We start from the raw sequence: 15,921 nt of genomic DNA on the forward strand, positions 1-15,921 counted from the left end.
GTATTTAGATTGGTTCCGGTTCAGAATACAAAACAGAGAAAGGCTATTTAATGAAAAGATTAAACAGTGCATTAGACCTGTTTGGGGATAAACCCTGGGGATATGATGGACGAGTCCTTCGGACCTGCCTGTGCCCTATGGGACGTGTGAACAAAGCCATGGATAACAAAAAGACGTTACCCACAGCTATTGCTCACACTCACAGGCTTCTCGTCCACATATCCACCAGGCTCAATAGCAACTATTTATTAACTGCAACAAAACCTCTCAAAAGCAACACCTATTTTGAGGCAACGACTCAGTATATTTTTTGTCCTTCGGCAACACCTTTCATTGAGGCAATAGGTTACGAATGTTGCCTGCATAGTGAGAATTATTTTTGGAGTGATAATATTGGTATTGGATCTCATACCATGGCAAGATTTTAACCGTAACAGAGGCTCATTCTGACCAGATTAGTAGATGGAAATAGTATCACTTGAGTGTTTTTTAGTCTGAGTGAAGGGCGTAAGTCGCTTGCGATATTTTATTAGGATACCCGGGGGCGTTTCCCTGCCCCCGGGCTACATTGACTTTAAAATAAACTATCTTCGCCCATTGGAAGTGGTTGCTGATCATTATTCGCATTATAGATAGGGGTTGGATCTTCTTCTGATGGAACTTCTTTATTACGAAAATATTCGATAATACCATTTGCCTGATTTGGATGTGCTAATAAACCGCTGTGCGGATCAATACGAACTGCGACCACATCCTCGGGTTGTTTTATTTCACTCTCAGGTTTTCCTTTCAAAGCAACTTTCATAAAGTCGATCCATAAGGGCAGGGCGAGTCCTGCTGCATATTCGTGTAAGGATTTAGGATTATCAAAACCAACCCATGTTGTTACCACGAGGTCAGAATTAAACCCAGCAAACCAGGCGTCTACTTGATCATTAGTTGTTCCGGTTTTACCTGCTATATCCTGACGATTAAGCACTCTGGCTGCACGAGCAGTGCCATGCTGAATCACATCTTTTAAAGCGGTATACATTAAAAAGTTAATATCTTCAGGAATGACTCGTGGTGCCAAAGTTGAATGATCTACATTGCTATCACAATTGTTACAAACAACAGTTGGTTTGGCTTGTAATAAAACTTTACCATCTTTATCAGTAATGTGGTCGATGAGATAAGGTTCAATTTTATAACCACCATTTGCGAAAACTGCATAAGCAGCAGTAAGATCCATGGGGCTGACTGACAAACTACCTAAAGCCAATGATAAGCCTCTAGGAAGAGTTTTCTTATTAAATCCAAAGCGAGCCAGGAAATCAATTGTGTAATTAATCCCGATATCATCAAGGATTCGTATGGACACAAGGTTTTTAGATTGGACCAGAGCTTGTTTTAAACGTGTTGGTCCATTGAATTTAAGATTCACATTATGAGGACGCCATAAGTTGGGTTGGCTTGGATCATCAACGACAATAGGCGCATCATTAATTAATGTTGCTAGTGTATAACCATTATTTAATGCCGCGGCATAGACAAAAGGTTTAAAACTGGAGCCTGGTTGTCTACTTGATTGAGTGGCACGATTAAATTTACTTTTTTGGAAATTGAATCCACCAACCAGAACTTCTATAGCACCGTTCTTAGGATTAAGTGCTACCATTGCTGATTCAGCTTCAGGAATTTGTGCTAACTCCCATTGATCCTTTGTTGAATGAACATAAATAATATCTCCCACAGCCACAACTTGCATGGCTTTAGATGGCGATTTTCCTACCCAGCCATTTTTAAGTGCTGGTCTAGCCCATGATAAACCTGCCCAAGGAATAATAATAGTGCGGCCATTTTGTAAGGTGGCTGTTGCCTCTTTTTCTTGAACTTCGGTGACGACTGCTGGGGAAAGATGATTGAGCTCTGGATATTTTTCAAGATTTTTTTGAATTGAGTGTAAGGACTTGCTGTCATTCTCACCAATAGTGGCAACAGGTCCTCGATAACCATGTCGGTGGTCATAGGCTATCAAATTTTTTTCGACAACATCATTGGCTGTATTTTGCAATTTTCCGTCAATAGTTGTATAAACTTTGTAGCCTTTAGTGTATGCATCAGGGCCGAAATTGTCGTATAAAGATTGACGAATCATTTCAGCAACGTAAGGAGCTTTTACTTCAATAGGACTGCCATGATACTTAGCAGTAATCGGTTGATTTACGGCATTTTGATACTGTTCTTCGTTGATATAATGTTCTTCAAGCAAGCGTTCTAAGACGTGATCCCGACGTTTTTTGGCCGCAAGTGGATTTGCGATGGGATTTTGTGTTGAAGGGGCTTGCGGAAGCCCTGCAATCATTGCTAGTTCTGCTAGATTTAATTCTTTGAGTGGCTTTCCAAAATAAACCATTGCTGCTGCACCAACGCCATAAGCGCGATTGCCTAAATAGATTCTGTTAAGATATAGCTCGAGAATTTTTTCCTTGCTCAATTCTCGGTCTATTTTTATGGCCAGCATAATTTCATTAAATTTACGCAAAAAGGTTTTTTTACGACTTAAAAAGAAATTACGCGCAACCTGCATGGTAATGGTACTTCCACCTTGAGATTTTGTTCCAGTTTTCACCATACGAACTGCCGCACGGCCAAGACCGAGAACATCCACACCTGGGTGCTCAAAAAAGCGTTGATCTTCAGTGGCAATCAAAGCATGGATCAACATAGGTGGTATTTCATCGTAAGTAACGGGGATTCGTTTCTTCTCGCCATATTCCTGAATAAGCAGACCTTCCTTGCTGAAAATTTGTAAAGGTACTTGTAATTGTACTGTTTTCAACGAATCTACATTGGGGAGTTGACTTTCAAGATAGAGGTACAACAGACAGCCTGCTACTATTAAAACGAAAGACAGGCTCATCAGCGCCCATAGACCTTTACGCCAGAAGTATGCCATTTTCATAGAGTCATGTGATTTTAATGAAATTTGGCGAGTATTATACAGTGATTCTCTATAGGAATGCGAGTTTTGTGCAAAAAAGAGGGAAATTTTACACTGATTTTTAATGTTTCATTGAATTTTTCAGTGAAAATCCAATGAAACAGAGAGCGTTACCTAAAATATATAGATGCCTTATTCCATTGTCACCTTTGAAGGATTTTCATCAAAATCATCCATTGTTGGTACAGTTTGTGATGAGAGAGATGGATTTTGAATTGATTGTGAAAAAAATCGAGAATTAACTACTCCCTGCCTTTGTAATGCCGGTATTCCAGCAAAACCAAAAATAGGGGAGTACGCTGGGAAACGCCTGAAGGGTGCTTCCACTTCGTTTTGTCTTTTTAAGTTCTCAAATTCTGACTGCACTTTTTGTAATTCTGCTTTACTTTTTTCCAGTTCACTAGTTAATGCATCGATACTAGTAAGCAGTACTTTATTTTTTTCTGTTAACTCCACTATCCGGGTTTCAAACTCGGATTTTTGTGTCTCAACTAATAATTTTAGATTTTCTAACTCTAGTTTTTCAGCTTCTTTGTCTGATTCTTCAGTTGATTTTGTTAATTTTGCACTTTGCAACTCTAGAAGGGTTTGCTGCTCTGAACAGATGTTTACAGCAATATCTTTGAGTTCTTCATTAGAATCATCAGGCGTCATATGAAGTACAAAAAGAACTTCATCAATCAGTAGTTGACCTGAATTACAGTATTTACTACCTATATATCGATCATTTAATAAACCAGATAACTCTTTAACTTTAGAGTCTTGGAGTAATACTGGATGCTTAAAGCCCTTTTTTATGTTTAATAACTTCCTAAAATCAATGAATAATTGAGTTAACTGTTCTTGAAATGCCTTTAACTCATGTTCCTTGAATGGAGTTTTAATGTCGAGTTGTCCCTTTAGAAAACAAATTTTATTTAAAAGGAAAATCAAGAACTCTTCTCGACCATGATAACCCTTTGTACACGCAGCGATCCTTCCTTCCAGGTACGAAACAAAATTTTCTTTTTGAATTATTTCTATTGCACGCTCATGAGATTTTTTTCTGTGTATTATAGGGTCAACTGCAGTAACTAGTTTATCTTTAGCCTCGATATTGTCTTGGCTGTCATGATAACGAACTATAACGGTTGCCAATGCATAAATTAACTCTTCTAACCTAGTCATGAAAATCTCCTTTTCAAAGCATAAATGCGAAATCCCCTTACAAGTTGGTCTTTCACTATATTAAATGTTTTTGAGTGGTGCAAGTTGTTTTAACTGAATGGCGAATTTGGCAACATGTAATCATTTTAATATGTTTAACGAGGTATAAAACATTGTAATTTTTTAATAGGTTACGTTAACATCTGCATATGATACTAAAGGAGTATTTTTTGAATGCATGGAAGACTCAAGGGAATAAGAAACATGCTCAAATTGTTTCAGCCCAAGCATCGTTCAATTCTCGGAATAGACATTACATCAACAGCAGTTAAAATCTTGGAAATTTCAGGTCAAGGCGATGAACTTGTTGTCGAAAACTATGATCGTGAAGTATTGCCTGCAAATGCAATGGATGGAAACACTATTAAAGATATTGATGCAGTATCCCAGTGTATTAAAAAAGTAATTGACCGCTTGCATACCTCATGTAAACAAGCCGTTCTAGCTGTGCCTGACTCTTCAATAATCAGCAAAGTAATACAAATCAATGAGGGTTTAAATGACGCAGAGATGGAAGAATTGATTGTTACGGAGGCAGATAAATATATTCCTTATCCAATTGATGAAATCAATCTCGATTTCGAAATTTTAGGCCCTTCTGAAAAAAACCAGAATATGCTCGACGTGCTTATTGTGGCTTCACGAGCAGAAAATGTGAATCAACGTGTTGATATCGCGGTTCATTCAGGTTTGGATGCAGTAGTAATCGATGTAGAATCTTATGCTGTGGAACGAGCAGCGCAACAAATTGCTAAAGATTTACCTGCATCTGGACAAGATAAAACAATTGCCATCATTGATATTGGTGCAATCTACACGCATTTATTTGTATTACAAGGAATGAAATTAGTGTACTCAAGAGAAGAAAAATTTGGAGGAAAGCAATTAATAGACTCGACTGCCGAACACTATAAAATGTCTCTGGAGCAAGCTGCGCAGGCTAAGGATAGTGGAGAGTTACCTGAGGATTATGAAAAAGAAGTGCTAGAACCTTTTAAAGAAGACATTTTGTTGCAAATCAAACGTACTTTGCAATTTTTTTATTCCACAAGTCAGGATGGAGATGTAGATCATATCTTATTAGCTGGAGGATTAGCCAGGCTGCCAGGGTTGGTTGCGTTGGTTCAAGAGCGATTGGGGATGAGTACCACGATCGCCAATCCATTTTCACATATGACTCCAGGTAAAATGGTACATTTAGATTCTATAAATAATGATGCTCCAGGACTTATGGTAGCTTGTGGTTTGGCTCTTAGGGAAATTAAGTGAGACCCATATGACGCAAATTAATCTTCTTCCTTGGCGAGAACTCAAGCGTGAGCAGGATAAAAAGCTGTTTATGACTATGCTGCTTGTGTGCATCGTCTTCGCTGCGTTTGTTGTATTTTTAATTAATTCTTATGCCACGGGTTTGGTAAGCAATCAAGTTCTACGGAATCAAATGCTTCAGAAAGAAATTAATGCTATGGATGCGCAAATAAAGGAAATAAAAAATTTACAAAAAACAAGAGAAATGCTTATTTCCAGAATGTCTATAGTTCAGCATTTACAGTCTACGCGAACATTAATGGTTCATTTATTTGATGAGTTGATCAATGTAATCCCCGCAGGTATCTATTTTACTCAGATAGAGGGAAAAAATGATGTTATCTCAGTTACTGGTTATGCTGAATCAAACACTTTTGTTTCCATGTTAATGAGAAATATTGAAAATAATGAATGGCTTCATGATCCTGTTCTAAGTGAAATTAAACGAGAAGATAAAGATAAAGACAAAGATAAAAATAAACAGGAATCAGCAGAGAATGAGTTTAAGTTAACTTTTGTGCTTGCTCCTCAATTCCAGATTGGGATAAAACTATGAACAGTATTAATCTGAATGAATTAACTCTGGAAAACTTGGGACAATGGCCATTATTAGTAAAGGGCTGTGTTCTTATTGGTGTTAGTATTTTGATTATTGCTCTCGGGTATTGGTTGATTATCAAAGATAATTTCATTCAGTTTGACCAATTGCAAGCTCAGGAGGTCACATTAAAAACAGATTTTGAAAGCAAGCAACGCCAGTTAATTAATTTGCCAGCTTATCGGCAACAATTGCAGATTATGACGGAGCGATTTGCCCAAATGCTTAAACAGCTTCCAGAAAAAAACCAGATGCCTGGTTTGTTGGAAGCAATTTCCAAAACAGGGGTCGCATCAGGCCTAAGATTTGAATTATTTGCACCACAGCCTGAAGTACTGCACGATTTTTATATTGAGTTACCTATAAAAATTTCAGTAGTAGGTACTTATTTTCAATTGGCTATGTTTATAAGTCGTGTAGCCGAGATGGATCGTATTGTAACGTTACATGACTTTACTATTGAAAGGGTGTCTTCCAAAGATAATAAAGCAGTTTCGGAGGATGAGTTGATAATGAGCATCACTGCCAAAATATATCGATATCGCACACAATGATGAGACGAATACTAGGGATTAGTTCTATCTGTTTATTATCTTTACTATTGGCTGCTTGTTCGAGTAGCAATGATGATTTGGTGCGATACATTCATGAAGTAAAATTTAGAAAAACACGAGATATTGAACCAATCCCATCATTTACACCTTTACCTACTTTTAAATTTCCTGATAATAGTAATAGACGAAATCCATTTAAGCCAATGGCTCAAAAAAAGACGGAAGTTGATGCTAATGCCCCAGATAAAAATAGGCCTAAAGAACCTTTAGAGGCTTATCCTTTAGACGCATTAAAATTTGTAGGCACTTTAACTCAAGGAAATGAAATATGGGCATTGATTAAACTACCTGACAAGAATATTACTCATGTCCGAATAGGTAATTACATGGGGCAAAATTATGGTCGTATTGTTTCAATTAAGAACAGTTCAATTCAATTAATAGAAACAACACAAACTTCAGGAAAGTGGGAAAAGCATACTACCACACTTGAATTATAGACTGGGAAGTAGGAGTAAAAGTGCGGAAAATAGCTATTTTATTCATTTTAATTGGCATGAGCTTTGGTATGGCTTTTGCCCAGAATAATCCTTTGGTTTCAGTCAAGGTAATTCCTTTACCGGAGGATAAGCTGCGTATGGATTTCGAGTTTACTCAACCGATAAAGCAAGATCCTGCAAGTTTTGTGACCCAAAGCCCAGCACGTATAGTTCTTGATTTTATCGATTCGAATCTGCAGTTATCTTCTCAACAAAAAGCCAAAGAAATTAAATTGGGATCGCTCAATAGGTATTCTGTTGTTGCGGTGGGTTCGCGTGTTCGGGCTGTATTGGAGTTAAATTATTCAGTGCCATTTTCAGGTACAATTTCTGGGAAAGTTTATACTCTTATTTTGAATGGCAAAAGCAATGAGTTATTCCAACCTCCCCAAGAACTTATTATCACTCATCGCCCAGCCAAGACAAATTATGTAATTAATCATTTTGATTTCCGAGGAATTGAACGACAGGGTGGTCGCGCAATAGTAAATGTTTCCAGCACGAGTGTTCCGACCGAGGTTGAAGAGCATGGTAAGGAAGTTCTAGTTAAGTTTTTAAATACAAAAGTTCCTCCGAACTTAAGGAAGCGATTCGATGTTTCGGATTTTCACAGCCCTGTGCAAATAATTACTTTTCAACAAGTAGGTAAAAATGCGCATATGACTTTATTCAATAAGGGAGGGTTTGGCCAATATGTCTATCAGGTTAATAAACAATTTATGATTGACGTAATTCCTTTAACTCCAGAGGAGATGCAACAGGGCAAATTGAAAAAGAAAGTGTTTTCTGGAAGAAGACTTTCCTTAAATTTTCAAAGTATCAGTATACGAGCTGTATTACAGTTGCTGGCTGATTTTACAGGAATTAATATCGTAGTAAGTGATCAGGTTCAAGGTGATATTACACTGAGATTAAATAATGTCCCTTGGGATCAGGCATTGGATATTATTTTAACTACTCAAGGCCTGGACAAGCGGCAGACAGGTAATGTAATTCTGATTGATAAAAAAGGGATTTTTGAGAAAATGGAGGCAGAACAACTCAAGGCCCAACAAAACATCCGAAAAATTGAGCCTGTACGTTCTGAGCTAATCCAAATTAATTATGCTAAAGCAACCGATCTTGCAGTTTTGATTAAAGACAAACAAAATTCGCTCTTATCTGAGAAGGGGAGCGTGAGTGTTGATACACGTACAAATACCATCTGGATTCAAGATATTGGTTCCAAAATTGATGAAGTTCGAGATTTGATTAAGCAGTTAGATATACCTGTCAAACAAGTGCTTATTGAGGCACGTATCGTCGAAGTAACAAAAGATTTTGCGCAAGATCTTGGAATTCGTTGGGGGGTTTCTAAACCTACTCATCTCAGTGGTACTTTAGAGGGGGCAAATCAATTAGCGCAGGGAGTTGCTCCTGCAAATGTCAAACCCTTTACCGACAGATTAAACCTGGATTTAGTGGCTGCCCCAATAACCGGCGCTACTCCAGCTTCTGTTGGTATTGCATTAGCACAGCTTGGCGATAATATTTTGCTTGATCTAGAACTTTCGGCGTTGGAAAGTGAGGGACTTGCTGAATTGATATCCAGTCCCAGGCTCATTACAGCAAATCAACAACCTGCTGTAATTGATTCAGGGCAGGAAATTCCTTATCAGGAAGCAACTTCAAGTGGTGCAACGGCAGTGGCCTTTAAAAAGGCTGTTTTAAGCCTAAAGGTAACACCACAAATTACTCCAGACAACAAGATACTTATGGAATTGAAGATTAATCAGGATAGGGCATTACCCAACTTGACATTTAATGGGGTGCCAGCAATTGCAACTAAAGAAATTCAGACGAATGTTCTGGTGAGTAATGGACAAACCATAGTGCTTGGTGGGATTTATCAGCAAGATAAAAGCAAGACTATTACGAGAGTGCCATTTTTTGGTCAGTTACCGGTAGTTGGAAATTTATTCAAAAACACGCAAATTGGTATTCAAAATGATGAGTTACTTATTTTTATAACCCCAAAAATAATAACAAACTCATTATCAATTACGGCAATTGAGGGAAGAAAAGCAGTTCGTTTTGATGAAAAATAAAATTTATCAAGTGATTTGAGAAATTGGTATAAGTTATTTAGAAGCAGATCTGGGCACGCGATGGGTGTACTTCATGAGTTCGATCTAAATCGATGCCCCAGTGGTCGCTCACGTAATGACAACATGAATCGCTTGGGTGAACCGAACCACGAGTTTTATTGATAAAAGTTTCCCGGATTTGGCTTCACTCAGGCAATAATTAAAGTTGATGATATTGTGCAAACCTTATTTCAGGTTGTAAATTCAACGAAATTAGAGTTTGTTTTATTTATAACTTGCCTTTAACAGGGCATTATTTTATTAATGAAGTGATATAATATAAATGAATAAGAGTAAATAGTTATAAAATATGCTCATTTGTTGTAGAATAATGGGCGGGAATTTCTAACTGCGAAAAATACAGTTAGGGTTGAGCCCCAAATATCCCCCACTTTTGGCTACTGAATCATATTTTAGTCCAATGCTAAAATGGGAAGTTATTTCGGACTCGATCTTTAATTAATGACATTTCAGTTAAAGAGGTATGTGATAAAAAATGAGCATAGTTAAAGTACGAAATATTTTTCTCATCGGACCCATGGGTGCAGGTAAAAGCACTATAGGTCGTGCTTTGGCAAAGGAGCTCAAATTAGAATTTTTTGATTCGGATGAAGTTATTGAAGAGCGTGCTGGCGCCGATATATCTTGGATTTTTGATATTGAAGGAGAAGAGGGGTTCAGACGTCGCGAACAAAAAGTTATAGAAGAATTAACGCAAAAAACCAACATTGTTTTGGCAACGGGTGGTGGTGTGGTGATTACTCCTGAAAACAGAAATGCATTGGCAGGGCGTGGCACCGTAATCTATCTTAAAACCTCATTACAACAACAATTTGAAAGAACTAAGCGAGATACCAAGCGTCCTTTGCTGCAAACAACTGATCTTGAAGGAAGATTGGAATCATTGAGAGATGAGCGTGAGCCATTTTACAATGAGTTAGCTGATGTTAGTTTTGAAACAGATAAATTAACAGTCAAGGCAGTTGCAAACAATATAATAAAATATATTTATGGCGAACTTTGAGATTTATGATCGGGTTGATGTTTCTTTAACGGAACATCAATACCCTATTGTTATTTGTCGCAATGGTTTGCAAAATCCGCATTTTTTGCAATCTCTTGTAACTTCTTCGCAAATTTTAATTGTTACCAACAAAACAATAGCTCCTTTTTATTTAAAGTACGTGCAGTCTGCTTTTACCAAAAACCAGTGTGACGTGTTGATTTTAGAAGATGGGGAACAATATAAAAATCAGCAAAGCCTATTTGCTATTTATGATGCATTAATCCAAAAGAAACACCATAGAGATACGACACTTATAGCCTTAGGCGGAGGAGTAATTGGTGATATGACGGGATTTGCAGCATCAACATATCAGCGTGGAGTAAAACTGATTCAAATTCCTACAACTTTATTATCGCAAATTGATGCTTCTGTGGGTGGAAAAACAGGAATCAATCATCCCTTGGGCAAAAATATGATTGGCAGTTTTTACCAGCCACAATCGGTGGTTATTGATTTAAATACATTAAATACTCTTCCTGAAAGAGAATTTCGTGCGGGTTTGGCGGAAATGATAAAATATGCTTTGCTTGCAGGAGATCAATTTTTCAAATTCCTTAGTGAGGCACTCCGACAGGGGTTAACTACCAAGAGCTCGCAATTACCTCAATTAATAGCTGAGTGCTGCCGTATTAAAGCTCAATATGTTGAAACTGACGAAAAGGAATCTGGGCAACGAGCTTTATTGAATCTTGGCCATACTTTTGCACATGCACTTGAAACTTATACTAATTATCAACAATGGCTGCATGGCGAAGCTGTAGCAATTGGCTTATATTGTGCAGCTGTTCTGTCGTATAAAATGCACTTAGTTGATGAACAGTTGGTCGAACAAGTAGAGCAAATTCTGCAACTGGCGGGTTTACCACATAAAATTCCAAGAAGTATCAATTTGGAAAAACTCAAAGAATTGATGCAATCGGATAAAAAAATTAAAAATAACCGTTTACGCTTTGTGCTCATTAATAAGCCTGGCGATTGTTATCTCGAATCTGAAGTAACAGAGGATTGTTTGTATAATGCACTCGTTGCAGCTGTAAGAGGAGAATAAAAATGAAAGAGGGAATGATTCAGTCTGATGTAGCGGCTGTTATTCAACCAAGAGTATTATTTAAACCAGGATCGTGGCTCGCTAAGATTGATTTCATTAATCATTTGATTCTTTTTAATAACGTGCTCGTTACGGTTCTATCCGAAAAAGAGGGTGGTAAATCTTCTTTTGGAACTTTGTTGCAAGGCAATTTAGATCAACAGATCAAATCAATTTTTATTACAGTTAAGCCGCCTTGCAATCGGGAAAACATCATTCAAGACATTGCAACCCAGCTACATCTTAACTACGATGAACATACTGATATTAGTTCCTTAGTGGCACAAATAAATGAACGAAAAGCACATGTGTTGATACTGATCGATGATGCGCAACATTTGCCGGAGCCTTTTATCAAGGAAGCAATGTTAGCAATAAAGAGCCAGGAAAATTTTAGTTTTTTCCACCTTTGTTTAATATCTGATTATTCTATTGTTGCAACGCTTAATAATTTAGTCGCTTCTTTTTTTGAGAATTTAGTCCACACTATTGAATTGGGTTCATTGAATGAAAGCGAAACAAGGACTTATGTATTACAACGCGCTATGGCTACACATTTGATCAGTAAACCATTAACTGAAGCGCAGTTTAAGCAGTTTTATCAATTAACTAAAGGAAATCTGGCAAAGATTAACAGCCATCTGGAGTCATTTGTATTTAAGTGCGCCACCCAAAAGAAAAAAGAGCCTTTAAAATTGGTGAAAAAAGCAAGTATTGCTGCGAGTGTGGCTTTTATTGGGGGGCTTGTGGGGTTTTATTTTGCTCAAAATTATGATCTTTCATCATTTTATCATTCAATGATTGGCTCTAGCCAAGATAAAAATGCAGAAGAGATAGCAATAAAGCAACAGGAACAACCTGAAGTGCTTGAAAGCCAAATTGCTTCTTGGCAGGATTCTTCAACTCGACAATTGGTATACTCTTCCTTACCCAAAAAGCAAATTTTAGATGACATCAGCGATGAGATGCTCAATGAGCCTCCTGTAGCAATTATTGATAAAGTCGTTGTGATTCCTAAATTGCAAATGCAGAATCTTGCAGAGCAAGAGGCCAGAATTCCTGAGTCGGAGTTTCAACGTGAAAACCCAGAGTCAGATCTCAAGCGTGAGTCAAAATTAGTTGAAATTCCAGCAACAAAACAGAATAAAGATAAGAAAGATCAATCTTCAAGTAATAATAAAACCATTAATCTGTATACCATACAAGTCGCTGCGAGCCATAATAAAAAAGATATAGAACGTTTTCAGCATAATAATAAGTTACTTGCAGAAAACTCTAAAATAAGACATTTTACTAATGCTAAAGGGGTTTGGTATGTGTTGACTCTGGGAGAGTATGAAACCAGAAATGAAGCACAACGTAGCATAGGTAAGTTACCAGCAACTATAACTAAATTAAATCCTTGGGTTAGGCCTGTATCAAGCCTTGGATAAGTTGCTTAGGGTTGAACCATCAAACATCAAAAGAACTGCAGTAAGTGTATATGGTCTATTGACTGGACGGCTCTATTTGGTACATCTTGCGCGAACATAACTCGGAAGACTCACATACTGATGTATGCTACATTCCTCAGCATCATGTTCGCACAACCTGCGCTCAAATCTAGCTGTTTCTCAAGGTTCAAGCATAATTCCTGAACGGTTATGCCTGAAGCCTGAGCGTAGCTCAGCGTAACCTCCTGGGGCACCACCAATAAATATTTACGAGTAGACTAGGCTACATTCATACTATTGAGCATTTAATGATTCAGTTATTTGCTCAATACGTTCCTCTGCTGCTTCATAGATTTGTTTAAAGAGATCAAAAAAATCAGGAAAAGACAGTTTCTCCAAAGAATGGGCAGTCACGCCATGAGGAGTACTTACACCTGCTCTTAATTGAGCAAAAGATCGTCCAGACTTTTTGGCTAATTCTGCTGCTCCAAAGACAGACTCCAAGGCGATCTTTTCTGAGAGTTCTTCTGGGATTCCTCGACTTATTGCCGCTTTTTGCAACGCTTCGAGAAATAGAAAGACATAAGCCGGAGCACAACCAATTGGGGCAGTAAGTGTGTCAAGCATGGATTCTTGTTCCACCCAAAAAGTGTATCCTACTTGATTAAAAAGAGTTTCAATCAATTGTTTTTGTTTAGATGTTGCGAAAGAATTAGCAAATAAGGCTGAGGTTCCTTTACAAAATTCGGTGGGAGTATTGGTCATTACACGAATAACCCCTAACCTTTTCTTGTCAAGCCAACGAGTTATGTTATCAATGTCAATCACACCTGCCAAAGAAATAATCACAGGTTCTCTTGATTGCAGGGTTGGAGCAATTTCCTGACATACCTCCTGCATAAATTGAGGTTTTACAGCAAGAATAAGGATTTCTGCGTTTTGAGCTGCCTGAGTATTGGTCTTTACTGATAGTACACCTAGTTCCTTAGCTAAACGCTCTGATTTACTGGGGTCACGATTACTAAATGTTATGGAACTTGAGGGATATCCACTCTTAATGAGACCACGTGCTAAAGCACTTCCTAAATGACCTGCACCAATGATAGAAATAGTATGTATTTTGATCATATTGTCTTATATTTTAAATTTAATCCGAAAATACCAAGATGAAGGGGTAGATGTCAAGAAAGGATTGAGATAGAACAAATCAAAAATAACTATTTTACATTGAATATCTTGCTCATCCTGTTAAACTGAAAAAAATAAAAATGCCTATCCTCTAGGTTCTGTCCTATCTGCTGCGAAACACTTGTTGATAAGGTTAGTTAGATAAATTAATTTATCGGTTATTATGGATTAAAGAATAGTAATGATGGAAAAAGTACAACTACAACAAGAAATCCACTCCAAGTGGCGTGATATAGATGGTTGGAACTATTATTTTTTGTTGAAATTTGCTCTATTATGGGCTGGATATTTAAATTTTCATCCTTTTATTAATCTGGTTTTTTTTGCGTTTTTGTTGTTTCCTTTACCTTCAATACTACTTCATCGCTGCCGTAATTGGATAGCTGTTCCAATAGGTCTTGCGATATTTTACAATGATACTTGGCTACCTGGTTTAAGTACAATTACGAGTCAGTGGACAAACAACCTTTTTGTTTTCAACTTCAGCTACCTTCTTGAATTAATAAATCGTACTATTAACTGGGAATTGGTAGGAATGGCTTTTGTACTCTTAGTTGCCTATCTGTTTTTTTGTCAGTGGATTCGAATTACGTCGTTTACTGTAATCGCCTTAACTTGGCTAAATATTCTCACACTGACCGCTCCAAGCATTAACCTCTCGCCTATTCAAAACAAGATAGTTTCAGGCAACGTACCAGCTGAGGCAGAAGTTAAAACTAGTGGGAGAGAGCCCAGTAGTAATTTGCCACCTACCAATGAAAATCTAAATTCGTATTTAAATCAATTTTATGAGCAGCAAAAAAAATTACGTACTTCTTTCCCCAGTGCTCTTTCTAATGACGCACAACCTTTTGACATAATTTTTATTCAGATTGATTCGCTTGCTTGGGCTGATATAGAGGCTGTGCATTTAGGAGATCATCCTCTATGGAATAAATTTGATATTCTGTTTAATAATTTTAATTCGGTTTCATCGTATAGTGGACCTGCAGCAATACGTTTATTACGTGCGAGCTGCGGCCAGACAACTCATGCGGATCTTTATAAGCCAGTTGCTCAAAATTGTTATATTTTTAATAACCTGGCTAAGCTTGGATTTTCTCCGGAGATAGTGCTCGATCATGACGGTTTATTTGATAATTTTCTCAAACAAATACAAGAATATGGTGGTTTAGTTAATGTACCTTTAATGTCAAGAGTGGGTATCACTCCTGATTTAGTTTCATTTGATGGGAAAGAGCTTTTAGATGATGGTCAAATACAGGAGCGGTGGCTTAAGCAACGAAGTACCTCAGGTATGAAAAGAAATGCTACCTATTATAATGATATCTCGCTCCATGATGGCAATACCTTTATTGGCGTAAATAAAAAAGCCCCATATGAACCACGAGCAAAAAAACTTTTAGATCAAGTGATGAATTTTTTCACGGCATTGGAAAAGGCAGGGCGTAAGGTGATGGTGGTTTTTATCCCGAATCAAGGAACTAATTTTGCGGGTGATAAATTACAAATGCCAGGGTTACGTGATATTCCTGGCCCGAGTATTACGCATGTTCCTGTTGGTATTAAATTTATTGGGATGAATGCAAAGCCCGCCCCAATCCAAATAAAAGATCCAAGCAGTTATTTGGCTGTTTCAGAATTAATTGCTCGTTTGGTTGATGGACAAATCTTTAATCAGGATAATGTTAGTTTAGAAACACTAACACAAAACTTGCCAAAAACCTCCTTTGTTTCATCGAATCAAGGAGTAACCGTGGTGAAATATCAAGATAAATTTTATATTTTATTGAAAGGTGACAGTAATTGGGTACCTTATTCTTAGCGACTTCT

At 37.4% G+C, this 15,921-nt stretch carries 13 protein-coding genes; 10 read left to right on the top strand and 3 right to left on the bottom strand.

Features of this window, described 5'->3' with window-relative positions:
• Positions 1-50 precede the first annotated feature (50 nt).
• A complete protein-coding gene (locus BW930_RS12695) occupies positions 51-428 on the top strand; it encodes a hypothetical protein (RefSeq protein ID WP_076547546.1) in 378 nt (125 codons plus the stop codon).
• A 146-nt stretch (positions 429-574) separates the two neighbouring features.
• Here the strand turns inward: BW930_RS12695 and BW930_RS12700 are convergent, their stop codons facing one another.
• Positions 575-2,944 (bottom strand): penicillin-binding protein 1A, encoded by a 2,370-nt coding sequence (locus BW930_RS12700; protein ID WP_058467728.1) that lies wholly within the window; start codon positions 2,942-2,944, stop codon positions 575-577.
• Between the two features lie 171 nt (positions 2,945-3,115).
• The gene (locus BW930_RS12705; RefSeq protein WP_058467729.1) at positions 3,116-4,150 is read right to left on the bottom strand and encodes a hypothetical protein; all 1,035 of its coding nucleotides are present in this window, start codon (positions 4,148-4,150) and stop codon (positions 3,116-3,118) included.
• 243 nt (positions 4,151-4,393) lie between these two features.
• Here BW930_RS12705 and BW930_RS12710 point away from each other — a divergent pair, with 243 nt between their 5' ends.
• The 8 genes from BW930_RS12710 to BW930_RS12745 all read left to right on the top strand — a co-directional run bounded on the left by BW930_RS12710 (position 4,394) and on the right by BW930_RS12745 (position 12,900).
• A complete protein-coding gene (locus tag BW930_RS12710; protein ID WP_058468041.1) occupies positions 4,394-5,458 on the top strand; it encodes a pilus assembly protein PilM in 1,065 nt (354 codons plus the stop codon).
• A gap of 7 nt (positions 5,459-5,465) precedes the next feature.
• Positions 5,466-6,053 carry a PilN domain-containing protein gene (locus BW930_RS12715; protein WP_058467730.1) on the top strand — a complete coding sequence of 196 codons (588 nt, stop codon included), beginning with the start codon at positions 5,466-5,468 and terminating at the stop codon, positions 6,051-6,053.
• The gene (locus tag BW930_RS12720; protein ID WP_058467731.1) at positions 6,050-6,649 is read left to right on the top strand and encodes a type IV pilus inner membrane component PilO; all 600 of its coding nucleotides are present in this window, start codon (positions 6,050-6,052) and stop codon (positions 6,647-6,649) included. The genes BW930_RS12715 and BW930_RS12720 overlap by 4 nt, the downstream gene beginning before the upstream one ends.
• The gene (locus tag BW930_RS12725) at positions 6,646-7,149 is read left to right on the top strand and encodes a pilus assembly protein PilP (protein WP_058467732.1); all 504 of its coding nucleotides are present in this window, start codon (positions 6,646-6,648) and stop codon (positions 7,147-7,149) included. The genes BW930_RS12720 and BW930_RS12725 overlap by 4 nt, the downstream gene beginning before the upstream one ends.
• 20 nt (positions 7,150-7,169) lie before the next feature.
• On the top strand, positions 7,170-9,275 hold the full coding sequence (locus tag BW930_RS12730) for a type IV pilus secretin PilQ (RefSeq protein WP_058467733.1): 2,106 nt from the start codon (positions 7,170-7,172) through the stop codon (positions 9,273-9,275).
• Between the two features lie 535 nt (positions 9,276-9,810).
• Entirely contained in the window at positions 9,811-10,338 is a 528-nt protein-coding gene (gene aroK / locus BW930_RS12735; protein WP_058467734.1) for a shikimate kinase AroK, read from the top strand.
• On the top strand, positions 10,325-11,428 hold the full coding sequence (gene aroB, locus BW930_RS12740; protein WP_058467735.1) for a 3-dehydroquinate synthase: 1,104 nt from the start codon (positions 10,325-10,327) through the stop codon (positions 11,426-11,428). Before aroK ends, aroB begins: the two co-directional genes overlap by 14 nt.
• Before the next feature lie 2 nt (positions 11,429-11,430).
• Positions 11,431-12,900, top strand: coding sequence for an SPOR domain-containing protein (locus BW930_RS12745; RefSeq protein ID WP_058467736.1), 1,470 nt, complete (start codon positions 11,431-11,433; stop codon positions 12,898-12,900).
• Between the two features lie 294 nt (positions 12,901-13,194).
• On the opposite strand, the gene proC is transcribed toward BW930_RS12745, so the two are convergent.
• Positions 13,195-14,028 carry a pyrroline-5-carboxylate reductase gene (gene proC, locus BW930_RS12750; RefSeq protein ID WP_058467737.1) on the bottom strand — a complete coding sequence of 278 codons (834 nt, stop codon included), beginning with the start codon at positions 14,026-14,028 and terminating at the stop codon, positions 13,195-13,197.
• 241 nt (positions 14,029-14,269) lie between these two features.
• Between proC and bcsG the strand changes: the two genes are divergently transcribed.
• Positions 14,270-15,913, top strand: a complete 1,644-nt coding sequence (gene bcsG / locus BW930_RS12755) for a cellulose biosynthesis protein BcsG (RefSeq protein WP_058467738.1) — start codon at positions 14,270-14,272, stop codon at positions 15,911-15,913.
• The last annotated feature ends 8 nt before the right edge of the window (positions 15,914-15,921 follow it).

The organism is Fluoribacter gormanii, assembly GCF_900156395.1.
GTDB classification, from domain to species: Bacteria; Pseudomonadota; Gammaproteobacteria; order Legionellales; family Legionellaceae; genus Legionella; species Legionella gormanii.